The sequence below is a fragment of the Streptomyces sp. NPDC012466 genome, from assembly GCF_042955215.1.
In the GTDB taxonomy this organism is placed as follows: domain Bacteria; phylum Actinomycetota; class Actinomycetes; order Streptomycetales; family Streptomycetaceae; genus Streptomyces.
This window is the reverse complement of record NZ_JBIBEQ010000012.1, coordinates 200,224-223,529: the sequence shown is the minus strand read 5'-3', so window position 1 is coordinate 223,529 and position 23,306 is coordinate 200,224. Positions and strand designations below refer to the sequence as shown.

Genomic DNA, 23,306 nt, shown 5'->3' with positions numbered 1-23,306 from the left:
GGCAGTCAGTGCGCCGACCCCGACAACTGGAGCCCGATCACGCCGACGATGACGAGACTGATCGACACGAGCTTCAGCGTCGAGACCAGGTCACCCAGGAAGACCATGCCGTAGATCGCCGTCCCCGCCGCCCCGATGCCGGTCCACACCGCGTACGCGGGGCCCACGTCGAGTTTCCTCAGCGCGAGCGTCAGCAGCCCGAAGCTGCCGAGCGCGAAGACGCAGAACGCGACCGTCGGCCAGAGCCGGGTGAAGCCGTGCGAGAGCTTCAGACACACCGCGAAGCCGGTCTCGAGCAATCCGGCCACGATGACCAGCAGCCACGCCATGAGTCGTCCTCCCGTATCCCACGTTCAGTGACCGCTTCGTCAGTTTCACCGCGTGCACAGCGATATGACGCCCGTCCGGCTCCGGCCGGCCCCGCATCCGGCTTGGGTGCGATTATGCACTTACCGTCCGCGCGCCAGGACAAACAACGCGGAGGTCAGTCGCCTTCCGTCCGCTCCCGCGTGGCCAGCAGCCGCCGCAGCGAGTACAGGCGCGCCGGATCCGCGTGCCCCGCGGCCACCCACGCGTCCAACGCGCAGTCCTGCTCGTCGTGGCTGCACGCGCGCGGGCAGCCCTCGGTGCCCGGCTCCAGATCGGGGAAGGCGTGGATCACCTGGGACGGATCCACGTGGTGCAGTCCGAAGGACCGCAGGCCCGGGGTGTCGATCACCCAGCCGTCACCGCCCGACAGCGGTAGCGCCAGCGCCGAGGTGGTGGTGTGCCGGCCCCGGCCCGTCACCGCGTTCACGTGTCCCGTCGTACGTCGTCGTTCCTCCGGGACGAGTGCGTTGACCAGGGTCGTCTTGCCGACACCGGAGTGGCCGATGAACGCGGTGATCTTGCCGTCGAGCTGCTCGCGCACCCGGGCGACGGCGCTGCCGTTCTGCAGTTCCTCGCGGCTGGTGACGACGTGGGGGATGTCGAGGTGGCCGTACAGCTCCAGGAGCTTGTCGGGCGGGGCGAGGTCCGACTTGGTCAGGACCAGCAGCGGGTCCAGGCCGCCGGCGTAGGCCGCGACCAGGCAGCGGTCGATCAGCCGGGGGCGGGGCTCCGGGTCGGCCAGGGCGGTGACGATCGCCAGCTGGTCGGCGTTGGCGACGATCACGCGCTCGTACGGGTCGTCGTCGTCCGCCGTGCGGCGCAGGACCGAGCTCCGCTCCTCGATGCGCACGATCCGCGCGAGCGTGTCCTTCTTGCCCGACATGTCACCCACGAGGGCCACCCGGTCGCCGACCACGGCCGCCTTGCGGCCCAGCTCGCGGGCCTTCATCGCCATGACCACGCGGTCCTCGACGAGGCAGGTCAGGCGGCCCCGGTCGACGGTGAGGACGAGGCCCTCGGCGGCGTCGTCGTGCTTGGGGCGAAGGTTCGTCCGGGGCCGGGTGTTGCGGCGGCCGGGACGGGTGCGGATGTCGTCCTCGTCGGTGTGCTTGCCATAGCGGCGCATGACGTGATCCCTGCGTCCTACGCCCCGAGCATCCCGGTCCACAGGTCGGGGAAGTCCGGCAAGGTCTTGGCCGTCGTCGCCACGTTCTCGATCTGCACGCCCTCGACCGCGAGGCCGATGATCGCGCCGGCCGTGGCCATGCGGTGATCGTCGTAGGTGTGGAAGATCCCGCCGTGCAGCCGGCGCGGGCGGATGTGCAGACCGTCGGCGGTCTCCGTCACGTCGCCGCCGAGTTCGTTGATCTCCTTCGTCAGCGCGGCCAGCCGGTCCGTCTCGTGCAGCCGCAGATGGGCCACGCCGCGCAGGGTCGACGGCGAGTCCGCGAGGGCCGCGACCGCGGCGATGCCCGGCGTCAGCTCGCCGACCTCGCTCAGGTCGACGTCGATGCCGTGCACCGAGCCGGAGCCGGTGAACGCCAGACCGTACTCCGTCAGTTCGCAGGAGCCGCCCATCTCGGTGAAGATCTCGCGCAGCCGGTCACCGGGCTGCGTGGTGCGGGAGGGCCAGTCCGGGACCACGACCTTGCCTCCGGTCACCAGCGCCGCCGCCAGGAACGGCTGGGCGTTCGACAGGTCCGGCTCGATGACCAGGTCCCGGCCGAGCAGGGCACCCGGCGAGACCCGCCAGACGTTCGGTTCGCCGCCCGACTCGGGCGTGTCCACCTGGGCGCCGACCGCACGCAGCATGTCGACGGTCATGCGGATGTGCGGCATGGACGGCAGCGTGGCGCCGGTGTGGCGGACCTCGACACCCTGGTTGAAGCGCGGGCCGGACAGCAGCAGGGCGCTCACGAACTGCGAGGAGGAGGAGGCGTCGATGGCGACCGTGCCGCCGTCCAGGGCGCCGCTGCCGTGCACGGTCATCGGCAGCGCGCCGCGGCCGTCGTCGTCGATGCGGGCGCCGAGCTGACGCAGCGCGTCGATGACGCCGTTCAGCGGACGCTCGTAGGAACGGGGGTCGCCGTCGAACCGGACGGAGCCGTCGGCCAGCGCGGCGACCGGCGGCAGGAATCGCATCACCGTGCCGGCGTTGCCGACGTCGACCCGGGCCGGGCCGCGCAGGCCCGTGGGGAGCACCCGCCAGGCCTCGCCGGTGCCGTCGGGGCCCACGCCTTCCTCGATCTCGATGCCCATCGCGCGCAGCGCCCCCGCCATCAGCAGGGTGTCGCGGGAGCGCAGGGGCCGGCGCAGCCAGCCGGGCTCGGAGGCCAGCGAGGCGAGGACCAAGGCGCGGTTGGTGACGGACTTGGACCCGGGCACGTGGACCGTCGCGTCGACGGCTCCGCTCGCGTGCGGGGCGGGCCAGAGGGCGGTGTCTGCGGTGTTCGGGGCCATGCCTTTACTTTATAAGCAGGCCGTGGTCCGAGTGCGGCGCCGTCGGGGCCGGTGGCGCCGCGAGCGCGCAGCCGCGCACGAGGGCGGCCCCGCATCCCTCGGGCCGGCTGTCACAGACCGAGGAGCCAGCGCCCGCCACCGAGCAGCGAGCACAGCGACACCGCGTGGAACAGGAAGAACCACAGCGCCGCCGGTACGTGCGTCAACCGCGACAACTGGTCCGCGTCCGAGTCTCCGGCCCCGCCCCGGGCGCGCTTCGCCTGGAGTTCGAAGGCCGGGCGGACCCCGCCGAGCAGCAGGAACCACACCACCGCGTACGCGAACGCCGCCTGCACCTGCGGGCCGGCCAGCCAGGACACCATCACGAACAGGCCGCCGGTGACGAGCATGGTCAGGGCGCCGTAGGCGTTGCGGATCATCACCAGCATGGCGAGCAGCAGCGCCGTGGCCAGCCACAGCAGGAGCGTGATGCGGCCGGAGCCGAGCAGGGCGGCACCGCCGAGGCCCAGCAGGGGCGGGGCGGTGTAGCCGGCGGCGGCGGTGAGGATCATGCCGATGCCGTGCGGCTTGCCGCGGCTGACCGTCAGGCCACTGGTGTCCGAGTGCAGCCGTATGCCGGTGAGGGTGCGCCCGGTGAGCAGGGCCACGAGCCCGTGGCCGCCCTCGTGGGCGATGGTGATGGCGTTGCGGGAGATGCGCCACAGGCCGTGCGGGATCACCACGGCGAGCGCGGCGCCCAGGGTCGCGATCACCACCCACAGATCGGGGTCGGGCTGCGTGCCGGACACCTCGTCCCAGAGGGAGGGGAGCGAGGCGATTGCGGTGCTGTCCATGTGGGGCGTCGGCTCCCTGTGGTCGGATGGAATCTGGCAGTGTGGCACGTATGTGCGGACGGTATTCAGCGAGTCGTAGGCCAGAGGATCTCGCAGGAATCTTTGAGGTCGAGAAGTGGGAGCCCGAGGAGACCCTCGAGCCGGACTACAACGTGGCGCCCACCAAAGAGGTCTACGCCGTCCTCGACCGCCCCCTGAAAGACGCGGACGACCCGCGGCCGGTTCGGCAGCTGCGCACGCTGAAGTGGGGACTCGTCCCGTCCTGGTCGAAGACCCCCGAGGGCGGCGCCCGGATGATCAACGCCCGCGCGGAGACCGTCCACGAGAAGCCGTCCTACCGTCGGGCCTTCACCTCCCGGCGCTGCATCCTGCCCGCCGACGGCTACTACGAGTGGGTCACCGGCAGCCAGGAGCGCGAGCTGGAGGTCGAGGGCAAGAAGAAGCGCCCCCGCAAGCAGCCGTACTTCGTGACGCCGGCGGACGGGTCGGTCTTCGCCATGGCCGGGCTGTACGAGTTCTGGCGGGACGAGACGCTGCCGGACGACCACCCGCGGGCCTGGTGGGTGACGTGCTCGGTCATCACCACGGAGGCCGAGCGGAGCCCGCTCGCGGTGTCCCCGGCCGACGGGCCGCGGGCGCTGGCCGACATCCACCCGCGGATGCCGCTGATGCTGACGCCCGACCGCTGGGACGCCTGGCTGGACCCGTCCCGCACGGACGCCGGCGAGCTGCGCGACCTGCTCGCCCCGCCGCCCGCCGGGCTGATGCGCGCCTACCCGGTCGCCACGGCCGTCAGCAACGTCCGCAACAACGGGCCGGAGCTGCTGAAGGAGCTGGAAGGCCCGGAAGAGGGCACACTCTTCTGACGTGACGAACGTGACGAAGGCGGCCGGTGAGACGACCGGGACCGTCGAGACCGAGGCCGGAACCGCCCGCATCACCTGGCACCCGGCCAGGAAGGCCCGGCTGGTCCTCGCGGTCGGCCACGGCGCGGGCGGCGGCATCGAGGCCCGTGACCTGAAAGCCCTGGCCGAGGTCCTGCCCGCGCACGGTGTGACCGTGGCCCGGGTGGAGCAGCCCTGGCGGGTGGCCGGGAAGAAGCTGGCACCCGCCCCCAGGACCCTGGACACCGGCTGGCGCGGCATCTGGCCCGCGCTGGCCGCTCCCGGGCTGCCGGTCGTCGCCGGCGGGCGCAGCGCCGGGGCCCGGGTCGCCTGCCGTACCGCCACCGAGCTGGGGGCCCACGCCGTGCTCGCGCTCAGCTTCCCGCTCCATCCGCCGGGCAAGCCGGAGAAGTCCCGCGCCGACGAGTTGCTGGGCTCCGGGGTGCCCACCCTGGTCGTGCAGGGCGGCAACGACCCGTTCGGGAAGCCGGAGGAGTTTCCCGAGGGGGCCTACGAACTCGTGGAGATCCCGTACGGAGATCACGGCTTCGCCGTGCCGAAGCGTGCGGAGATCTCGCAGGACGCGGCCGTGGCCCTCATCACGGACGCGGTCGTGCAGTGGACCGGGTCACTCGGGTAAAGCTTCGGGAATGCCGGGGCGGCCGCCACTGTTGTGCGGGGCGTACGTGCTGGAGACCAGCACCGACGCCGTAGGAGAGGAAGTCCGCCGCATGGGTTCGACCATCTGCCCGACCCGCAGCAGCCGCGCCGACCTGGACTGGACGGTGCTGCACGCGGCCAGGACCGCCCCTATTCGGGCGGCGGGCGGACCGGATCGTCGTCTATCCTCCGATTCGGGTGAGACCGGTCTCGGTCTCACGAGAACACTCGAGGAGGTGGGTCCGGTCACTGGGACCGACGCAGGGACCGAAAACGGCCAGGCGGAGCAGCCCGAGGGCCAGGGCGGCACGGGCGCGGAGACGGCCGCGGAGCGCAGTGCGCGCTTCGAGCGGGACGCGCTCGAGTTCCTCGACCAGATGTACTCGGCCGCGCTGCGCATGACGCGCAACCCGGCCGACGCCGAGGACCTGGTGCAGGAGACGTACGCCAAGGCGTACGCGTCCTTCCACCAGTTCCGCGAGGGCACCAACCTCAAGGCGTGGCTGTACCGGATCCTCACCAACACCTTCATCAACTCGTACCGCAAGAAGCAGCGTGAACCTCAGCGCTCCGCGGCCGAGGAGATCGAGGACTGGCAGCTCGCCCGCGCCGAGTCGCACATGTCGACGGGCTTGCGCTCCGCGGAGTCGCAGGCGCTCGACCACCTGCCCGACTCGGACGTGAAGCAGGCGCTCCAGGCCATCCCCGAGGAGTTCCGCATCGCCGTGTATCTCGCGGACGTCGAGGGGTTTGCCTACAAGGAGATCGCCGACATCATGGGGACGCCCATCGGTACGGTGATGTCCCGGCTGCACCGGGGCCGCCGTCAGCTGCGCGGCATGCTGGAGGACTACGCCCGTGACCGCGGGATGGTTCCGGCCGGTGCCGGAGAGTCGAACGAAGCGAAAGGCTCGGGGTCATGAGCTGCGGAGAGCCGCACGAGACGGATTGCAGCGAAATCCTCGATCATCTCTACGAGTTCCTCGACCGTGAGATGCCGGACTCGGACTGCGTGAAGTTCGAGCACCACTTCGAGGAGTGCTCGCCCTGCCTCGAGAAGTACGGGCTCGAGCAGGCTGTGAAGAAGCTCGTCAAGCGCTGCTGCGGGCATGACGACGTGCCGGGCGACCTGCGGGACAAGGTCATGGGGCGGATCGAGCTGATCCGCTCCGGCCAGGCCGTCCCCGACCAGGACGTCACGGCCTCGCCCGCCGCGTCCCAGGAGTCCTGACACTCCTGCGCTTTTCAACTACCCACCCTCCGAGCGGGGTAGTCCCCTCGAACACGTCACTCGAACGTGCTAACCCGCGGGCTATCCGCCCGCGGACCCCCCTGCCGCCGCCCTAGGCTCCGGGCCTGACGGGACATGGCCGGGGGAGGGGCTCATGAAAGCGGTACCGGCACGGGCACGTGTCTACATCGCCTGTGTCGTGATGGCCGCGCTGCTCTGTCTGCTGCCGCCGCCGGGCGTGCGCACGCCCTGGTGGGTGGTCGCGCTGCTCGCCGCGCTGTACGCCGGCTGCGAGCGCGTCGCCCGGTCCCGGTTCGTGGGGCTCTCCCATCCGGCCGGGACCTTCTACCCCGTGCTGCTCGCCGGTGCCTTCCTGCTGCCGGCACCCGCCGCTGCGCTGGTGGCCGTCCCCGGGGCGCTGCTCTCGCAGGTCGGGCAGCGGCCCGTGGCGCTGCGGCGCATCTGGCGGGCCGCCCAGCTCGTCCTGGGGGTGTGGGCCGCGGGCACGACGCACCGGCTGCTCGGCGGGCGGGACGCGGTCGTCGCGGGCGACGTCCCCTACGCCCTCGGGCCCGCCGGGGCGGCCGTGCTGATGTTCTGCCTGGTGCTGGCGCTGCTGGACGGCGGGATCCTGGCCGTGGCGGAGCGGGTGCCGCTGCGGCGGGCCTGGCGGGGACTGGTGGCGCGCTCCCTCGCGCCGATCGCCGTGCACGGCCTCGCCGGGCTGATGATGGCCGTCCTGTGGCGCAGCCCGTACGGTCCCGTCGCCGCGCTGCTCGTGCTGCTGCCCATGTGCGTCTCGTGGTGGGCGTTCGCGCAGTACCACCGGGAACGTGCCGCCCACCAGGCGACCATCCGGGCGCTGGTCCAGGCCGTCGACATCAAGGACGGGTACACCCGCGGGCACAGCGAGCGTGTCGGCCAGGCCTCCATGATGATCGCGCGCGAGCTGGGCATGGACGACGAGCGCGTCGAGGTGCTCCGCTTCGCCGGGATCCTGCACGACGTGGGGAAGCTGGGCGTGCCCACCCGGCTGCTCAGGAAGGACGGGCCGCTGACGCCCGAGGAGCGGCGGGTGATCGAACTGCACCCCGAGTACGGGCACGAGATGGTGCGCGGCATCGGCTTCCTCGGCGAGGCCCGCGCCGCCGTGCTGCACCACCACGAGCGACTGGACGGCAGCGGCTACCCGTACGGTCTGGTGGGGCGTCAGATCCCCGAGTCCGCACGGGTCGTGGCCGTCGCGGACGCCTTCGACGCCATGACCTCCACCCGGAGCTACAGCAGGGCCCGGCCCGTCGCCGTGGCCCTGGCGGAACTGGAGCGGTGCGCGGGCAGCCAGTTCGACCCGGTGATGGTCACGGCCCTCGTCGAGGCCGTCGGGCGCACGGGATGGCACCCCGCCGTGACCGCCGACGACGAGGAGACCCGCCCGGCCCGGGTGCCCCCGCCCGGCGCGCCCCTGTCCAGCCGGCCGGGGGCACACCGATGAGCGCGGACCGGCCGCCACCGCTCCTCACCCTCGTCCACGCCTGCGCCGCCCTCCTCGCGGCCGCCTCCCTCGCCGCCACCCTCCACCAGGGGCTGGAGGAACGCCGGGTCGCCCTCGCCTTCGGCGTCCTCGTCACCGTCGGCGAGCTCACCCGCCGCAACGGCGCGCAGGTACGGGAGCCGGCACCGCTCGGCGCCGCCGCGGCCCTGTCCTACGCGCTGCTCGGGGAGGCCGGTGGGCGGGCCACGCACCACGGCCCGGCCCAGGTCGTCGCCGTCGTGCTGGCCGCCTCGCTGCTCGGCAGCGTGCCGCACATCGCTCGCGGGCAGGGGCCCACGCTCGACCACCTGGCGCGCCGCGTGCTCACCGCCGGGTTCGTCTCCCTGTGCTTCCAGCCCCCCTACAACCGGGGCATGTTCGACGACTGGGGCGGCCCCGCCTACGCGCTGCTGCTGCTCGCGCTGCTGTCCCTGACCGCGCTGTGCGACGCGGTGCTCGCCGCCGCCCTGGCCCACACCCGCACCGGCTGGCCCTTCGGACCGGTGCTGCGGGACGAGCTGCGGGGCGTCTGCGGCATCGGGTCCGCCGTCATCGCCACCGGGGCGGTGATGGCGCTGGCGGTCGCCGTCGTGGGGCTGTGGGCACTGCCCGTCTTCTCCGTGCCGCTGCTGCTCGCCCAGATGTCGTTCCGGCGCTACGCCGCGGTCCGGGCGACCTACCGGCAGACCATCGCCTCCCTCGCCCGGGCCACCGAGGTCGCCGGCTACACCCCGGCCGGGCACGCCCGGCGCGTCGCCGCGCTCAGCCAGGCCGTGGGGCGGGACCTGGGGCTGACCGAGCCCGAGCTGGACGTGCTGGAGTACGCCGCGCTCATGCACGACATCGGCCAGCTGAGCCTCGTCGATCCGGTGCCGGCGGGCGCCACCGCCGCGCTGCCCGCCGCCGAGCAGCGGCGGATCGCGCTGCTCGGCGGGGCCGTCGTACGGCAGACGGGCGTCGACGAAGCGGTGGCCGTGGTGGTGGAGCGGCAGGCCGACCCCTACACCGAGCAGCCGCTCGCCGCGCGAATCGTCCGGGCCGTGAATGCGTACGAGGAGAAGTCTCGGGAAGGAGGGCCCGGCGGGCCGCTGACGGCGCTGGAGGAACTCCGGCTCGCCACCGCCGGGACATACGCCCCGGAGGTGGTGGAATCACTGGCCCGGGTACTGGCAAGGAGCAGTCTGACCCTGCCCGTGGCTGGGTAACCCATGGGTAATGAGCGCCCTCGAGGCCGTACGTGGTTGGATGCGAAGGAGAAGGTGTCCGGGGGCTCGAAACACAGCTACGGCCAGCCCACCGCACGGAACTGGCAGGCGGGAATCGTGAGGATCTTCGGCAAGGGACGGCACCGGCCCTCCGCCTCCTGGCGGCAGGCCACAGACCGGGCGTTCACCCTCATCGGCGACGGCCGGTACGAGGACGCAGGCGCACTGCTGACACGTGCCGCCGATCTGGAGCCCTGGCTTTCGGAGTCCTGGTTCAACCTCGCGCTGCTGCACAAGTTCCGGCACGACTGGGAGCAGGCGCGGGCGGCCGGACTGCGGGCCGTGGCGCTGCTCGACCGGGACGCCGGCGCGCCCGACTGGTGGAACGTGGGCATCGCCGCGACCGCGCTCCAGGACTGGCCGCTGGCCCGGCGCGCCTGGCAGGCCTACGGGCTGCGGGTGCCGGGAGCGGCCAACGACTCCGGTGAGCCCGTCGGCATGGACCTCGGCAGCGCGGCCGTACGGCTCTCCCCGGAGGGGGAGGCCGAGGTCGTGTGGGGACGGCGGCTGGATCCCGCCCGGATCGAGGTGCTGTCCATTCCGCTGCCCTCGTCGGGGCGGCGCTGGGGCGAGGTCGTCCTGCACGACGGTGTGCCCCACGGGGAGCGGACCACGGCCGTCGGGCACACGTACCCGGTGTTCGACGAGATCGAGCTGTGGGCGCCGTCGCCCGTGCCGACGTGGGTGGTACTCCTGGAGGCCGCGACGGAGGCGGACAGGGACGCTCTGGAGCAGCTCGCCGGGGACGCCGGGTTCGCGGCGGAGGACTGGTCCTCTTCGGTGCGGTTGCTGTGCCGGATGTGTTCGGAGTCCCGCATGCCCTCCGACGAGGGCGACGGGGAGCACCTCGATCCGCACGATCACAGTGAGCCGGGGCACCCCGGGCCGCTGGGGCACCGGACGGACGGGCAGCTGTGGGTGCCGGAGCGGGAGTGCGGGTTGGCTGCGCCGGCTTCGCTGGTTCGGGGGTTGCTGGACGGGTGGGTGGCCGACAGTCCGGATTCTCGGGATTGGCGGGATTTGGAAGAGGTGTGCTAGCGCCGTCGTCGGGTGCGGCTGTGCCGCGGTGGCTCGCGCAGTTCCCCGCGTCCCTGAAAGCGGGGCGTTTCACCCGCGTACCCTGTATCAGCATCTCAGCCCGGTCAGTTTCAGGAAGGCGTACGTAACGTCATGGCTCAGCAGGACACCGATCAGCAGCGCTCGGGCGTGCTCCCCGTCGATGACGAGGGGTACGTGATCGACACGGAGGACTGCGAGGAGCGCGAGGCGGCCTGGCGGGAGCGGGGGACCTCGCGGCCGATCACAGTGGTCGGGAACCCGGTGCTGCACAAGGAGTGCAAGGACGTCACCGACTTCGGCGACGACTTCCAGCAGCTCGTCGCGGACATGTTCGCCAGCCAGCGGACCGCCGAGGGCGTGGGCCTCGCCGCCAACCAGATCGGGGTCGACGCGAAGGTCTTCGTCTACGACTGCCCCGACGACGAGGGCGTCCGGCACACCGGTGTGGTCTGCAATCCCAAGCTCGTCGAACTGCCCGCCGACAAGCGCCGGCTGGACGACAGCAACGAGGGCTGCCTGTCGGTGCCGACCGCGTACGCGCCGCTCGCGCGGCCCGACTACGCCGAGGTGACCGGGCAGGACGAGAAGGGCAACCCGATCAAGGTGCGCGGCACCGGATACTTCGCACGGTGTTTGCAGCACGAGACGGACCACCTGTACGGCTACCTGTACATCGACCGGCTGTCCAAGCGCGAGCGTAAGGACGCGCTGCGGCAGATGGCCGAGAACGAGCCCCGCTACCCCGTGGTGGCCAACGACTGAGACCTCAGCCTCACCAGGCGCACGGCGTCTGTTCGGGTTTCCCACCCCGAACAGGCGCCGTTCGTCTGTGTCGTTCGCCTGTCCGTCGCACGTTCGATCGCCTCTGCTCTCCTGGCGATCCACCGGTAGTCACTCAACGGGGGGTTCCCGGCACTGTTGGGTAGTGAATGAAGCAAATACGTTCCCAGAACGGTCAGTTGTAGTGCTGAATGGGATGAGCGGGGTATGCAACGGCGCACGCCCGGCACGAAGGGAGGGGCGCCCGCGCCAACTGGCGGCTGAGAGGGGTTAGTTCGTGCATGCTTTGACACACGGCACCACACCGGCACCGGCCACGATCGCAGTTCCACCGTCGCTCTCTCTCCCGGTGATCGAGGCGGCGTTTCCCCGGCAACTCCACCCGTATTGGCCGAAGTGCCAGGAGAAGACCCGGGCCTGGCTGCTCGAAAAGCGGCTCATGCCCGCGGACAAGGTGGAGGAATATGCCGACGGTCTTTGCTACACCGACCTCATGGCCGGGTACTACATCGGCGCCCCCGATGAGGTCATGCAGGCGATCGCCGACTACAGCGCATGGTTCTTCGTCTGGGACGACCGTCACGACCGCGACATCGTGCACGGCCGTCCTGCCGCCTGGCGGCTGCTGCGGGACCGGCTGCACTCGGCCCTCGACTCCCCGGGGGAGCACCTGCACCACGAGGACTCACTGGTCGCCGGGTTCGCGGACAGCGTGCTGCGGCTGTACGGGTTCCTGCCCCAGACGTGGAACCTCCGGTTCGCCCGGCACTTCCACGCGGTGATCGACGCGTACGACCAGGAGTTCCACAATCGCACCCAGGGGATCGTGCCGACGGTCGAGGAATACCTCCGGTTGCGCCGGCTCACCTTCGCGCACTGGATATGGACGGACCTGCTGGAGCCGACCGCCGGCTGTGAACTTCCCGAAGCCGTCCGGAAACACCCGGCATATCGACGGGCGGCATTGCTGAGCCAGGAATTCGCCGCCTGGTACAACGATCTGTGCTCGCTCCCGAAGGAGATAGCGGGCGACGAGGTGCACAATCTCGGAATCAGTCTCATCACCCATGAGGGGCTGACTCTGGAACAGGCGGTCGTGGATGTGAGGGGCCGCGTAGAGAAAAGCATCACCGATTTCATCGATGCCGAGCAGGAAGCCTTACGGTTCGCCGAAGACCTCGCCGACGGCACCGCGCGCGGCAAAGAGCTGAACGCCGCCGTGCGGGCCTGCCTGAGCAATATGCGGAACTGGTTCAGCTCCGTCTACTGGTTCCACCACGAGTCCGGCCGGTACATGGTCGACAGCTGGGACGACCGGTCCACGCCCCCGTACGTCAACAACGAAGCGGCAGGTGAGAAATGACCGTCGAGTCCGTGAAGCCCGAGACCCCGTCGGCGCTGGAGCTGCGGGAGCCGCCCCGGGCGGGTGGTGGAGTCCCCGTCCTCGGCCACGGCTGGAGGCTGGCGCGCGACCCGCTGGCGTTCATGTCCCGGCTGCGCGACCACGGCGACGTCGTACGGCTGAAGATCGGGCCGAAGACGGTGTACGCGGTCACCACCCCGGACCTGACCGGCGCCCTGGCGCTGAGCAACGACTTCATCATCGCCGGACCGCTGTGGGAGTCCCTGGAGGGCCTGCTCGGCAAGGAGGGCGTGGCCACGGCCAACGGCCCGCGGCACCGGCGCCAGCGGCGCACCATCCAGCCCGCCTTCCGGCTCGACGCCATCCCCGCCTACGGCCCGATCATGGAGGAGGAGGCGCACGCGCTCACCGAGCGCTGGAAGCCCGGCGAGACGATCGACTGCACCTCCGAGTCCTTCCGGGTGGCCGTGCGCATCGCGGCGCGCTGCCTGCTGCGAGGCGACTTCATGGACGAGCGGGCGGAGCGGCTGTGCGTCGCCCTCGCCACCGTCTTCCGCGGGATGTACCGGCGGATGGTGGTCCCGCTGGGGCCGCTCTACAACCTGCCGCTCCCGGCCAACCGCGAATTCAACCGGGCCTTGGCCGATTTGCATCTCCTGGTCGACGAGATCGTTGCCGAGCGCCGGGCATCCGGTCAAAAGCCGGACGATTTGCTGACGGCATTGCTGGAGGCGACGGACGAGAATGGCGACCCGATCGGGGAACAGGAGATCCATGATCAGGTCGTCGCCATCCTCACCCCCGGCAGCGAAACCATCGCCTCCACGATCATGTGGCTGTTGCATATGCTCGCGGAGCACCCGGAACACGCCGACCGTGTGCGTGACGAAGTACAGGCCGTCACCGGTGGAAGGCCGGTGGCATTCGCAGACGTCCGAGGACTCAGGCACACCAACAATGTCGTCGTCGAGTCCATGCGTTTGAGTCCGGCCGTCTGGATTCTCACGCGCCGGGCGGTACGGGACACGGAACTCGGTGGATACCGTATTCCGTCCGGGGCGGACATCATCTACAGCCCGTACGCGATCCAGCGCGACCCGGAGTCGTACGAGCGGCACCTGGAGTTCGACCCCGACCGCTGGCTTCCTGACCGGGTGAAGGACATCCCCAAGCACGCCATGAGCCCCTTCAGCGTGGGCAACCGCAAGTGCCCGAGCGACCACTTCTCGATGGCCCAGCTGACGCTGGTCACGGCGGCGCTGGCGACCAGGTACCGCTTCGAGCAGGTGGCGGGGTCGAGGGACGACACACGGGTGGGGATCACGCTGCGGCCGCACGACCTGCGGGTGCGGCCGGTGGCGAGGTGACGGCCCCCGGCCTCAGGCCGCCTCGGGGCCCCTGAACGTCCGCCGGTAGGCGTTCGGTGTGGTCCCGACCGTCCGGACGAAGTGGTGGCGCAGTGTGGCCGCGTTGCCGAACCCCGTTCGGCCGGCGATCGCGTCCATGGTCTCGTCCGTCGCTTCCAGCAGCCGCTGGGCCAGCAGCACGCGCTGGCGCAGGATCCAGCGGTAGGGAGTCGTACCCGTCTCCTGCTGGAAGCGGCGGGCGAACGTCCGGGGGGACATGTGGGCGCGCTCGGCCAGCTGCTCGACGGTGACCTCCTCGTCCAGGTGCCGTTCCATCCAGGCCAGGACCTCGCCGATCGTGTCGGCCTCGGAGTGCGGCAGCGGGCGCTCGATGTACTGGGCCTGGCCGCCGTCGCGGTGCGGCGGCACCACCATCCGCCGGGCGATCTTGTTGGCGACCTCGGAGCCCTGCTCCTTGCGCACCAGGTGCAGGCAGGCGTCGATCCCGGCGGCCGTGCCGGCGGAGGTGATCACCGGGTCCTCGTCGACGTAGAGCACGTCCGGCTCGACGGCCACCCGCGGGTACTGACGGGCGAGGTCCTTCGCGTGCTTCCAGTGCACGGCGCAGCGGCGGTCGTCCAGCAGACCGGCAGCGGCCAGCACGAAGGCGCCGGAGCACACGCTGAGCACCCGGGCGCCGCGGTCGACCCCGCGCCGCAGGGCGTCCAGCAGCTCGGGTGGGAACTCACGGGACGCATAGCTCTGCCCGGCCGGCACGGCGATCAGGTCGGCCCTCTCCAGCCGCTCCAGACCGTGTTCGACGTGCAGCGAGAAGCCCGAGTTCATGCGCAGGACCGGGCCCTCGGCCGAGGCGACGGCGAAGTCGTACACCGGCAGGCCGTCGTCACTGCGGTCGGTGCCGAAGACCTCGCACACCACACCGAGTTCGAAGGGGTTCACGCCGTCGAGCAGGGCGACGGCCACGTTCTGCAGCATGCGTCCAGTGTGCCTCGCCGGTGGCAGTAATTCGAGGGTCTACGGCAGTACTGCCACTGACGGTAAGGAGTATTCAGCGCGACAGTGGTGTCCATGGACACGAACCAGACGCAGACACTCATCGCAATGATCTTCGTACTCGGGACGCTGGTCCTCCTGGTCCTCCCGTCAGTGATCGGCCTGGTGCGCGAGCGGCGCATCGACCGTCAGATCCGGGAGGCCCAGGAGGCCCGGGAGAGCGAACCGGCTCAGAAGTCCTCGTCCAGGTCGACGGTCCCCTCGACCGCCACCTGGTACGCGGAGGGCCGCCGCTCGAAGAAGTTGGTCAGCTCCTGAACCCCCTGGAGCTCCATGAAGGAGAAGGGGTTCTCGGAGCCGTACACCGGAGCGAAGCCCAGGCGGGTGAGCCGCTGGTCGGCGACGCACTCCAGGTACTGCCGCATCGACTCGGTGTTCATGCCCGGGAGACCGTCCCCGCACAGGTCGCGCGCGAACTGCAGCTCGGCCTCGACGGCCTCCCGGAGCATGTCCGTCACCTCCTGCTGGAGCCGGTCGTCGAACAGGTCCGGCTCCTCCTTGCGGACGGTGTCGACCACGTCGAAGGCGAAGGACATGTGCATCGTCTCGTCGCGGAACACCCAGTTGGTGCCGGTGGCCAGGCCGTGCAGCAGGCCCCGGCTGCGGAACCAGTACACGTAGGCGAAGGCGCCGTAGAAGAACAGGCCTTCGATGCACGCGGCGAAGCAGATCAGGTTGAGCAGGAAACGCCGGCGGTCGGACCGGGTCTCCAGCCGGTCCATCTTCTCCACCGAGTCCATCCACTTGAAGCAGAACGAGGCCTTCTCGCGGATGGACGGGATGTTCTCCACCGCCGCGAAGGCCGCCGCACGGTCCTCCGGGTCGGGCAGATAGGTGTCGAGCAGGGTCAGATAGAACTGGACGTGCACGGCCTCCTCGAAGAGCTGCCGGCTCAGATACAGCCGCGCCTCGGGGGAGTTGATGTGCTTGTACAGCGTGAGCACCAGGTTGTTCGCGACGATCGAGTCACCCGTCGCGAAGAAGGCGACCAGGCGGCCGATCAGGTGCTGCTCCGCCGGTGACAGCTTGGCGAGGTCGGCGACGTCCGAGTGGAGGTCGACCTCCTCCACCGTCCAGGTGTTCTTGATGGCGTCCCGGTAGCGCTCGTAGAAGTCCGGGTAGCGCATGGGGCGCAGGGTGAGCTCGAAGCCGGGATCGAGAAGGTTCTGGGTGCTCATTACTGGCAGGCCTCGCAGGACTCGGGGTTTTCCAGGGAGCAGGCGACCGCTTCGGGATCCGGGGTGGCCTGCACGGGGACGGTGGCCTGGGCGGCGCGGGCGATCCGGGTCGCCGGGCGCGAGCGCAGGTAGTACGTCGTCTTCAGCCCGGACTTCCAGGCGTAGGCGTACATCGAGGAGAGCTTGCCGATGGTCGGCGTCTCCAGGAAGAGGTTCAGGGACTGGGACTGGTCCAGGAACGGGGTCCTGGCCGCCGCCATGTCGATCAGGCCGCGCTGCGGGATCTCCCAGGCCGTGCGGTAGAGGGCGCGGACGTCCTCGGGGATCCAGGCGAAGTCCTGCACCGAGCCGTTGGCCTCGCGCAGGGCCTCCCGGCTGCGGGCGTCCCACACGCCGAGCCGCTTCAACTCGTCCACCAGGTAGGAGTTGACCTGGAGGAACTCACCCGACAGCGTCTCGCGCTTGAACAGGTTGGACACCTGCGGCTCGATGCACTCGTACACGCCCGCGATGGAGGCGATCGTGGCCGTGGGCGCGATGGCGAGGAGCAGGGAGTTGCGCATGCCGGTCGTCGCGATCCGCTCGCGCAGGGCCGCCCAGCGCTCGGGCCAGGCCAGTTCCACGTCGTAGTGGTCGGGGTGCAGCACGCCCCGGGCCGTACGGGTCTTCTCCCAGGCCGGCAGCGGGCCGCTCCGCTCGGCGAGGTCGGCCGAAGCCTCGTAGGCGGCGAGCATGATGCGCTCGGCGACACGGGTGGACAGCGCCTTGGCCTCGGGCGAGTCGAAGGGCAGGCGCAGCTTGAAGAAGACGTCCTGCAGGCCCATGGCGCCGAGGCCGACCGGACGCCAGCGGGCGTTGGAGCGGCCCGCCTGCTCGGTCGGGTAGAAGTTGATGTCGACGACCCGGTCGAGGAAGGTCACGGCCGTGCGGACGGTCTCGTCCAGGCGCTCCCAGTCGAGGTCCCCGTCGCTCACGAAGGCACCGAGGTTGACCGAGCCCAGGTTGCAGACCGCCGTCTCCCCGTCGTCGGTCACCTCCAGGATCTCCGTGCAGAGGTTGGAGGAGTGGACGACGTGGCCAGGCTCGGCCGTCTGGTTGGCGGTGCGGTTGGCGGCGTCCTTGAAGGTCATCCAGCCGTTGCCGGTCTGCGCGAGGGTGCGCATCATCCGGCCGTACAGCTCGCGTGCGGGCAGCGTCTTCTTCGCCAGCCCCTTCGCCTCGGCCGCCCGGTAGGCGGCGTCGAACTCCTCGCCCCAGAGGTCGACCAGCTCGGGCACGTCCGAGGGGGAGAACAGCGACCACTGCGCGTCGGCGTTCACACGCCGCATGAACTCGTCCGGCACCCAGTGCGCGAGGTTCAGGTTGTGCGTACGGCGGGCGTCCTCACCGGTGTTGTCACGCAGCTCCAGGAACTCCTCGATGTCGGAGTGCCAGGTCTCCAGGTAGACGGCGGCGGCGCCCTTGCGACGGCCTCCCTGGTTCACGGCGGCGACCGAGGCGTCGAGGGTCTTCAGGAACGGGACGATGCCGTTGGAGTGCCCGTTGGTGCCGCGGATCAGCGAACCGCGGGCGCGGATGCGGGAGTAGGCGAGTCCGATGCCGCCGGCGTGCTTCGACAGCCGGGCCACCTGGTGGTAGCGGTCGTAGATGGAGTCCAGCTCGTCCTTGGGGGAGTCGAGGAGGTAGCAGGACGACATCTGCGGGTGCCGGGTGCCCGAGTTGAAGAGGGTGGGGGAGGAGGGGAGGTAGTCGAGGCGGCTCATGAGCGCGTAGAGCGCGGCGACTTCGTCCACCGAGCGGCTGGTGTCGTCCTCGGCCAGACCGGCGGCGACGCGCAGCATGAAGTGCTGCGGCGTCTCGACGACCTTGCGGGTGATCGGGTGCCGGAGCAGGTAGCGGCTGTGCAGGGTGCGCAGGCCGAAGTAGCCGAAGCGGTCGTCGGCGCCGGTGTCGATGAGCGCGTCGAGCCGGGCGGCGTGCAGCCGCACGAACTCGGCGGTGCGGTCGGCGATGAGGCCCTCGCGGTGGCCGACCGCGACGGACTCGGTGAAGGAGGTGACGCCCTGCGAGGCGGCCTCGTCGCGGATGCCGATGGTCAGCAGCCGGGCGGCCAGCCGGGAGTAAGCGGGGTCCTCGGAGATCAGACCGGCCGCGGCCTCCGTCGCCAGCTCCCGCAACTCCGTCTCGTCCGCCCGGGCGGACCGGCCGCGCAGTGCGGCGGCGGCGACCCGGCCGGGGTCGGTGTCGGGGAGGTCGGCGGTCAGCTCGGTCAGGGTCCGCAGCAACGCGGCTCCGGGAGCGTCCTGCACTTCTTCGGCGGCTGAGACCGGTTCGGCTGGCGCGATGGTCACGTGGGGCTCTCCCTCGCTCGGCACGGGGGCCTCGTCGAGGGCAGGGGGCAGCACGCGAACGCACACGGCGCCGCGTCCACCGGCCCATTCCACGAGGCCCGGACGTCAGGGCACACCGGCCGGGTGGCCGGGTGCGCTGTCGGCAGGTCCTCGGACTGACTCCTGTGCACGAAACATGCACAAGTACACCGTTGCGGGACAGTTCCGGATTCGCACCGGATTCCCCTGCGGCGACAGCGAGCATGAGCATACATCTTGTGCCAGGCGCGCATGGCACCCCCAGATGTTGTGTCGCGCTGGTTTCAGAGCGTCAACTGGTAGGTCACCAGAGTGATGTCCGGGAGCCGCGTGAGAGACCCCGGGCATCACATACGACAGCGGGCCACCGTGACGGTCGGTCACGGTGGCCCGCTGCGGGTGGTGTGCGCTGGTTGGTGCCCCTGACGTCAGTGGGCCGAACCGGCGGTGGCGGGCGGGAGTTCCACCTGGACCCCGGGGTCGCCCGCGTCCGCCGTGTAGTCCTCCGGCTCGGTCTCGTCGATGCCGTCGGGAGCCTTCACGGCCCTCAGGACGAAGGTCAGGACGACGGTGACGACGACGTTCAGGACGAACGCCGTGAGGCCGATGTAGCCGATCTCCCCGATGCCGGGGATCTCCTTCGCGGAGCCGCCGAAGTGCTTCTGGGTCGGGGAGGCCACACCGTACGCGGCGACCGTGCCGTAGATCATGCCGACCGCCCAGCCCGCGAGCAGCGCCCAGCGGTGGAACCAGCGGGTGAACAGGCCGCCGACCAGGGCCGGGAAGGTCTGCAGGATCCAGATGCCGCCCAGGAGCTGGAAGTTGATGGCGACCGTCTTGTCCATGGTGAGGACGAAGGCCAGGGCGCCCACCTTCACCAGCAGGGAGACCAGCTTGGAGACCTTGGTCTCCTGCGCCGGTGTGGCGTCCGGCTTGATGAAGTCCTTGTAGATGTTGCGGGTGAAGAGGTTCGCGGCCGCGATGGACATGATGGCCGCGGGCACCAGCGCGCCGATGCCGATCGCCGCGAACGCCACGCCCGCGAACCAGTCCGGGAACATCGTCTCGAACAGCTGCGGAATGGCCAGCTGCCCGTTCTGCACCTTGATGCCGGCCGCGATCGCCATGAACCCGAGCAGCGCGAGCAGCCCCAGCATCAGGGAGTACAGCGGCAGGATCGTGGTGTTGCGGCGGATCACCTCACGGCTCTTCGAGGACAGCGTCGCCGTGATCGAGTGCGGGTACATGAAGAGGGCCAGGGCGGAGCCCAGCGCCAGAGTGGCGTACGTCCACTGGCCCGCCTCCGCCGGCACCAGCGCGCCGCGCGGCGCACCCGTGGCCGGGTTGGTCTGGCTGTAGGCCTCGCCGGCCTTGGCGAAGATCTCGTCGAAGCCGCCCAGCTTGATCGGGATGTAGATGATCGCCACCGCGATGACGATGTAGATCAGCGTGTCCTTCACGAACGCGATGAGCGCGGGGGCCCGCAGACCCGACGAGTACGTGTACGCCGCCAGCACGCCGAACGCGATCAGCAGCGGCAGGTCCTTGATGAACCAGTTGGTGTTCTCGCCGCCGCCGACACCCATCACGTCCAGCACGGCCTGGATGCCGACCAGTTGGAGCGCGATGTACGGCATCGTCGCCAGGATGCCGGTCACGGCCACCGCGAGCGACAGGCCCTTCGAGCCGAAGCGGCCGCGCACGAAGTCGGACGTCGTGACGTACCCGTGCTTGTGGGAGACCGACCACAGGCGGGGGAGGAAGGTGAAGATCAGCGGGTACACCAGGATCGTGTACGGCACCGCGAAGAAACCGGCCGCGCCCGCCGCGTAGATCGCGGCCGGGACGGCGACGAAGGTGTACGCCGTGTACAGGTCGCCGCCCAGCAGGAACCACGTGATCCAGGTGCCGAACGAGCGGCCGCCCAGGCCCCATTCGTCGAGGCTGTGCTCGTTCTCGGCCTTGCGCCAGCGCGCGGCCAGGAAGCCCATGACCGTCACGGCCAGGAAGAAGAAGATGAAGACGCCGAGTGCGACGCCGTTCACGCCGTCCTTCACTGCGACGCACCGCCCTTCGCGGCCGAGCGGGCGCGCTGGTCACGCTGCCACAGCTTGTAGGCGATCATCGTCAGGACGGTGGAGATGAGCACCCACGCCATCTGGTACCAGTAGAAGAACGGGATCCCGATGAAGGCCGGGTCGGTCTTCGCGTACGAACCGACCCACAGCATGGCCACGAACGGCGCTATGAGGCAGACGGCGATGACGACGCGCATGGGCGTCACCACCGGCCCTCTGCTGACTTCTGGGGCTTGCGACATCAGGCGGCTCCGTCCCCTTGGTGATCACCTGTGTAATGCGCAGGCAATCTAGGTCAGGGTGTGGCGATAACGGAACCCCTCGTCCGCAATGCGGTACCCAACCGAAACCAGGCCCCGGCAGCAGCCCTCAGCAGCGGCGAAACCCCTGCCCGGGGCCCCTAGTCGGCGGGCCGCTTCAGCCGGGCCACGAACTTGTACCGGTCGCCCCGATACACCGACCGCACCCACTCCACCGGCCGGCCGTCCCGGTCCAGCGAGTGCCGGGAGAGCATCAGCATCGGCAGGCCGACGTCCGTGCCGAGCAGGCCGGCCTCGCGCGGGGTGGCCAGGGACGTCTCGATGGTCTCCTCGGCCTCGGCGAGACGGACGTCGTAGACCTCGGCGAGCGCGGTGTACAGGGACGTGTACTTCACCAGGGAGCGGCGCAGGGCGGGGAAGCGTTTGGCGCTCAGGTGGGTGGTCTCGATGGCCATCGGCTCGCCATTGGCCATGCGCAGCCGCTCGATGCGCAGCACGCGCCCGCCGGGCGTGATGTCGAGCAGCCCGGCCAGACGGTCGTCGGCGGTGATGTAGCCGATGTCCAGCAGCTGCGAGGTGGGTTCGAGGCCTTGGGCGCGCATGTCCTCGGTGTACGAGGTCAGTTGCAGCGCCTGCGAGACCTTCGGCTTGGCGACGAACGTGCCCTTGCCCTGGATGCGCTCCAGCCGGCCTTCGACGACCAGCTCCTGCAACGCCTGGCGCACGGTCGTGCGTGAGGTGTCGAACTCCGCCGCCAGTGTGCGCTCGGGCGGGACCGGTGTGCCGGGCGCCTGGGTTTCCGTCATGTCGAGCAGGTGCTTCTTCAGGCGGTAGTACTTGGGCACGCGCGCGGTACGGACGGGCACCCCGTTCTCGTTCTCCGCACTGCTGACGTCGGTGCTCATGCTCCGCCTTCCCGGCTCGGTCTGCCGACACGATCCCACTTGTATACCGTCGGCGCCTCTTTTGGTCTAGTCCACCATTCCCTGTGGTCTACCCGCAGTATGCCGTGTCCACCCGGGTTTCCGCTGGCTTCTTACTTAAAGGTTCCTGCATATGTAGGTCGCATAACGGCTGGTCAGGGCTGTATCGGGAGCCTTGACAGGCCTGCTGGTCTGGTCCAAGCTCCCCGTACTGGTCTACACCATTGGTCCAGGCCCGGCCCCACGTTCACTGCGGGGAGCCAGGGGGGTTGTGGGATCCCTGAGGAGGGTGGCGTGAAGCGCAAGCTGACAGCCGCGATCGGTATCGCGGGCATGATGGTCTCCATCGCGGCGTGCGGCGGCGAGGGCGGCGGGGGTTCCGACAAGGGCGCTGACGCCAAGGAGCTGACCGTCTGGCTCACCGTCGACGCCCAGAACAACTGGCCGGAACTGGTGAAGGCCGCCGACGCGGCGGTGAAGAAGAAGCACCCCGGCGTCAAGATCAACCACGAGTACTACGGCTGGCCCGACAAGAACGCCAAGCTCGACGCCGTCCTCGCCACCGACAAGGCCCCCGACGTGGTCGAGATGGGCAACACCGAGATGCTCGGCTACATGGTCAAGGGTGCCTTCGCCCCCCTCGACCAGGGCACGTTCGACAACGCGGATGCCTGGCTGGACGGCCTCAAGGCCTCGGTGACCTACGAGGGCAAAACGTACGGCGTCCCGTACTACGCCGGCGGCCGCGTCGCCAACTGGCGCAAGGACGTCGCCGCCTCGGTGGGGGTGAAGTCCACGCCGAAGACCTACAAGGAACTGACCGGCGCCCTGGACAAGATCCAGAAGAAGCAGGGCGACAAATACAACGCCTGGTACCAGCCCACCCGCGACTGGTACGCGGCCATGTCCTTCGTCTACGACGCCGGCGGCGCCATCGCCACCGAGTCGGGCGGCCAGTGGAAGGCCTCCCTCTCCTCACCCGAGTCCCTCAAGGGCCTCACCGAGTTCAAGAACGTCGTCGACCGCTACATGCACGGCGACAAGACCAAGGACGAGTCCGACCGCTACATCGTCTACGGCCAGGGCAAGTCCGCCATGATCTTCGCGGCCGCCTGGGAGGGCGCCACCGCCGAGGACCCGAAGAACGACAAGACCGGCAAGCTCAAGGGCAACCTCGAGAACTTCGTGATGCCCGGCCCGTCCGGCAAGAACATGCCCGTCTTCCTCGGCGGCTCCGACCTCGCCGTGCCGGTGAAGTCCGACGCGCAGGCCCTGGCCGCCGAGTGGATCAACGCGTTCACCGGCTCCTCCGGGCAGAAGGGCCTGATGGCCAAGGGCAACCTGCCCAACAACAAGACCGACCTCGCGACGCTCAAGAACGACCCGAAGACGGCGGTGCCCGCCACCGCGGCCGAGTCCAACTGGTTCGTCCCGATGGCCCCCGGCTGGGGCCAGGTCGAGAAGGCCCAGATCCTGCAGACCATGCTGCAGAGCATCGGCACCGGCAAGAAGTCCGTCGAGGCCGCCGCCAAGGACGCGGACGCGGCGATCGACAAGGTCATCAACACCAAGTGACCTGAGCACAGGGCCCCGTCGCCTCCCCGCAGTCCGGGACGGGGCCCTGATTCTCGTACGACCTGAGG

Annotated in this window: 21 protein-coding genes and 1 riboswitch; of the genes, 11 read left to right on the top strand and 10 right to left on the bottom strand. The window is 70.1% G+C overall.

The window, feature by feature from the left end; genetic code table 11:
* Positions 1 to 5: 5 nt before the first annotated feature.
* The 4 genes from ACFY9E_RS35385 to ACFY9E_RS35370 all read right to left on the bottom strand — a co-directional run bounded on the left by ACFY9E_RS35385 (position 6) and on the right by ACFY9E_RS35370 (position 3,662).
* Positions 6 to 329 carry an SMR family transporter gene (locus tag ACFY9E_RS35385; RefSeq protein WP_390991368.1) on the bottom strand — a complete coding sequence of 108 codons (324 nt, stop codon included), beginning with the start codon at positions 327 to 329 and terminating at the stop codon, positions 6 to 8.
* A 155-nt stretch (positions 330 to 484) separates the two neighbouring features.
* A complete protein-coding gene (gene rsgA / locus ACFY9E_RS35380) occupies positions 485 to 1,495 on the bottom strand; it encodes a ribosome small subunit-dependent GTPase A (RefSeq protein ID WP_390991365.1) in 1,011 nt (336 codons plus the stop codon).
* A 17-nt stretch (positions 1,496 to 1,512) separates the two neighbouring features.
* Positions 1,513 to 2,829: a 3-phosphoshikimate 1-carboxyvinyltransferase gene (gene aroA / locus ACFY9E_RS35375; RefSeq protein WP_390991362.1), complete on the bottom strand. Its 1,317-nt coding sequence runs from the start codon at positions 2,827 to 2,829 to the stop codon at positions 1,513 to 1,515.
* A gap of 110 nt (positions 2,830 to 2,939) precedes the next feature.
* Entirely contained in the window at positions 2,940 to 3,662 is a 723-nt protein-coding gene (locus tag ACFY9E_RS35370; protein ID WP_390991359.1) for a M50 family metallopeptidase, read from the bottom strand.
* A 50-nt stretch (positions 3,663 to 3,712) separates the two neighbouring features.
* Here ACFY9E_RS35370 and ACFY9E_RS35365 point away from each other — a divergent pair, with 50 nt between their 5' ends.
* The 10 genes from ACFY9E_RS35365 to ACFY9E_RS35320 all read left to right on the top strand — a co-directional run bounded on the left by ACFY9E_RS35365 (position 3,713) and on the right by ACFY9E_RS35320 (position 13,802).
* On the top strand, positions 3,713 to 4,528 hold the full coding sequence (locus ACFY9E_RS35365) for an SOS response-associated peptidase family protein (protein WP_390991356.1): 816 nt from the start codon (positions 3,713 to 3,715) through the stop codon (positions 4,526 to 4,528).
* 10 nt (positions 4,529 to 4,538) lie between these two features.
* Positions 4,539 to 5,186, top strand: a complete 648-nt coding sequence (locus tag ACFY9E_RS35360) for an alpha/beta family hydrolase (RefSeq protein ID WP_390991492.1) — start codon at positions 4,539 to 4,541, stop codon at positions 5,184 to 5,186.
* A 256-nt stretch (positions 5,187 to 5,442) separates the two neighbouring features.
* Entirely contained in the window at positions 5,443 to 6,129 is a 687-nt protein-coding gene (sigR, locus tag ACFY9E_RS35355; protein WP_142166727.1) for an RNA polymerase sigma factor SigR, read from the top strand.
* Complete coding sequence (gene rsrA, locus ACFY9E_RS35350; RefSeq protein ID WP_390991353.1) at positions 6,126 to 6,437, top strand: mycothiol system anti-sigma-R factor; 312 nt, start codon at positions 6,126 to 6,128, stop codon at positions 6,435 to 6,437. Before sigR ends, rsrA begins: the two co-directional genes overlap by 4 nt.
* Positions 6,438 to 6,591: 154 nt before the next feature.
* Positions 6,592 to 7,929, top strand: a complete 1,338-nt coding sequence (locus tag ACFY9E_RS35345) for an HD domain-containing phosphohydrolase (RefSeq protein ID WP_390991350.1) — start codon at positions 6,592 to 6,594, stop codon at positions 7,927 to 7,929.
* Positions 7,926 to 9,173: an HD domain-containing protein gene (locus tag ACFY9E_RS35340; RefSeq protein WP_390991347.1), complete on the top strand. Its 1,248-nt coding sequence runs from the start codon at positions 7,926 to 7,928 to the stop codon at positions 9,171 to 9,173. Before ACFY9E_RS35345 ends, ACFY9E_RS35340 begins: the two co-directional genes overlap by 4 nt.
* Positions 9,174 to 9,290: 117 nt before the next feature.
* Positions 9,291 to 10,271 (top strand): tetratricopeptide repeat protein, encoded by a 981-nt coding sequence (locus ACFY9E_RS35335; RefSeq protein WP_390991489.1) that lies wholly within the window; start codon positions 9,291 to 9,293, stop codon positions 10,269 to 10,271.
* A 132-nt stretch (positions 10,272 to 10,403) separates the two neighbouring features.
* Positions 10,404 to 11,054 carry a peptide deformylase gene (gene def, locus ACFY9E_RS35330; protein WP_390991344.1) on the top strand — a complete coding sequence of 217 codons (651 nt, stop codon included), beginning with the start codon at positions 10,404 to 10,406 and terminating at the stop codon, positions 11,052 to 11,054.
* Between the two features lie 295 nt (positions 11,055 to 11,349).
* Entirely contained in the window at positions 11,350 to 12,435 is a 1,086-nt protein-coding gene (gene cyc1, locus ACFY9E_RS35325; protein ID WP_390991341.1) for an epi-isozizaene synthase, read from the top strand.
* The gene (locus tag ACFY9E_RS35320) at positions 12,432 to 13,802 is read left to right on the top strand and encodes a cytochrome P450 (RefSeq protein ID WP_390991338.1); all 1,371 of its coding nucleotides are present in this window, start codon (positions 12,432 to 12,434) and stop codon (positions 13,800 to 13,802) included. Before cyc1 ends, ACFY9E_RS35320 begins: the two co-directional genes overlap by 4 nt.
* 12 nt (positions 13,803 to 13,814) lie before the next feature.
* On the opposite strand, the gene ACFY9E_RS35315 is transcribed toward ACFY9E_RS35320, so the two are convergent.
* From ACFY9E_RS35315 to ACFY9E_RS35290, 6 genes are all read right to left on the bottom strand, one after another.
* Positions 13,815 to 14,777, bottom strand: coding sequence for a helix-turn-helix domain-containing protein (locus ACFY9E_RS35315; protein WP_390991335.1), 963 nt, complete (start codon positions 14,775 to 14,777; stop codon positions 13,815 to 13,817).
* 248 nt (positions 14,778 to 15,025) lie between these two features.
* Complete coding sequence (locus ACFY9E_RS35310) at positions 15,026 to 16,033, bottom strand: ribonucleotide-diphosphate reductase subunit beta (RefSeq protein WP_390991332.1); 1,008 nt, start codon at positions 16,031 to 16,033, stop codon at positions 15,026 to 15,028.
* Positions 16,033 to 18,384 carry a ribonucleoside-diphosphate reductase subunit alpha gene (locus ACFY9E_RS35305; RefSeq protein WP_390991329.1) on the bottom strand — a complete coding sequence of 784 codons (2,352 nt, stop codon included), beginning with the start codon at positions 18,382 to 18,384 and terminating at the stop codon, positions 16,033 to 16,035. The genes ACFY9E_RS35310 and ACFY9E_RS35305 overlap by 1 nt, the downstream gene beginning before the upstream one ends.
* A gap of 123 nt (positions 18,385 to 18,507) precedes the next feature.
* Positions 18,508 to 18,641: riboswitch (cobalamin riboswitch) on the bottom strand.
* 189 nt (positions 18,642 to 18,830) lie between these two features.
* Positions 18,831 to 20,459 (bottom strand): monocarboxylate uptake permease MctP, encoded by a 1,629-nt coding sequence (gene mctP, locus ACFY9E_RS35300; RefSeq protein ID WP_390991326.1) that lies wholly within the window; start codon positions 20,457 to 20,459, stop codon positions 18,831 to 18,833.
* Positions 20,456 to 20,722: a DUF3311 domain-containing protein gene (locus tag ACFY9E_RS35295; protein WP_107455520.1), complete on the bottom strand. Its 267-nt coding sequence runs from the start codon at positions 20,720 to 20,722 to the stop codon at positions 20,456 to 20,458. The genes mctP and ACFY9E_RS35295 overlap by 4 nt, the downstream gene beginning before the upstream one ends.
* Positions 20,723 to 20,880: 158 nt before the next feature.
* The gene (locus ACFY9E_RS35290; RefSeq protein WP_363117207.1) at positions 20,881 to 21,645 is read right to left on the bottom strand and encodes a GntR family transcriptional regulator; all 765 of its coding nucleotides are present in this window, start codon (positions 21,643 to 21,645) and stop codon (positions 20,881 to 20,883) included.
* Between the two features lie 312 nt (positions 21,646 to 21,957).
* Between ACFY9E_RS35290 and ACFY9E_RS35285 the strand changes: the two genes are divergently transcribed.
* A complete protein-coding gene (locus ACFY9E_RS35285) occupies positions 21,958 to 23,238 on the top strand; it encodes an extracellular solute-binding protein (protein WP_390991322.1) in 1,281 nt (426 codons plus the stop codon).
* Positions 23,239 to 23,306: the final 68 nt, after the last annotated feature.

Bases quoted from the DNA above. Each gene is read 5' to 3' on its own strand.
- ACFY9E_RS35290 (WP_363117207.1), bottom strand. From the start codon at position 21,645: ATGAGCACCGACGTCAGCAGTGCGGAGAACGAGAACGGGGTGCCCGTC.
- ACFY9E_RS35340 (WP_390991347.1), top strand. From the start codon at position 7,926: ATGAGCGCGGACCGGCCGCCACCGCTCCTCACCCTCGTCCACGCCTGC.
- aroA (WP_390991362.1), bottom strand. From the start codon at position 2,829: ATGGCCCCGAACACCGCAGACACCGCCCTCTGGCCCGCCCCGCACGCG.
- ACFY9E_RS35320 (WP_390991338.1), top strand. From the start codon at position 12,432: ATGACCGTCGAGTCCGTGAAGCCCGAGACCCCGTCGGCGCTGGAGCTG.
- rsrA (WP_390991353.1), top strand. From the start codon at position 6,126: ATGAGCTGCGGAGAGCCGCACGAGACGGATTGCAGCGAAATCCTCGAT.
- def (WP_390991344.1), top strand. From the start codon at position 10,404: ATGGCTCAGCAGGACACCGATCAGCAGCGCTCGGGCGTGCTCCCCGTC.
- ACFY9E_RS35345 (WP_390991350.1), top strand. From the start codon at position 6,592: ATGAAAGCGGTACCGGCACGGGCACGTGTCTACATCGCCTGTGTCGTG.
- ACFY9E_RS35315 (WP_390991335.1), bottom strand. From the start codon at position 14,777: ATGCTGCAGAACGTGGCCGTCGCCCTGCTCGACGGCGTGAACCCCTTC.
- ACFY9E_RS35370 (WP_390991359.1), bottom strand. From the start codon at position 3,662: ATGGACAGCACCGCAATCGCCTCGCTCCCCTCCCTCTGGGACGAGGTG.
- ACFY9E_RS35310 (WP_390991332.1), bottom strand. From the start codon at position 16,033: ATGAGCACCCAGAACCTTCTCGATCCCGGCTTCGAGCTCACCCTGCGC.
- ACFY9E_RS35385 (WP_390991368.1), bottom strand. From the start codon at position 329: ATGGCGTGGCTGCTGGTCATCGTGGCCGGATTGCTCGAGACCGGCTTC.
- ACFY9E_RS35365 (WP_390991356.1), top strand. From the start codon at position 3,713: ATGTGCGGACGGTATTCAGCGAGTCGTAGGCCAGAGGATCTCGCAGGA.
- rsgA (WP_390991365.1), bottom strand. From the start codon at position 1,495: ATGCGCCGCTATGGCAAGCACACCGACGAGGACGACATCCGCACCCGT.
- ACFY9E_RS35295 (WP_107455520.1), bottom strand. From the start codon at position 20,722: ATGTCGCAAGCCCCAGAAGTCAGCAGAGGGCCGGTGGTGACGCCCATG.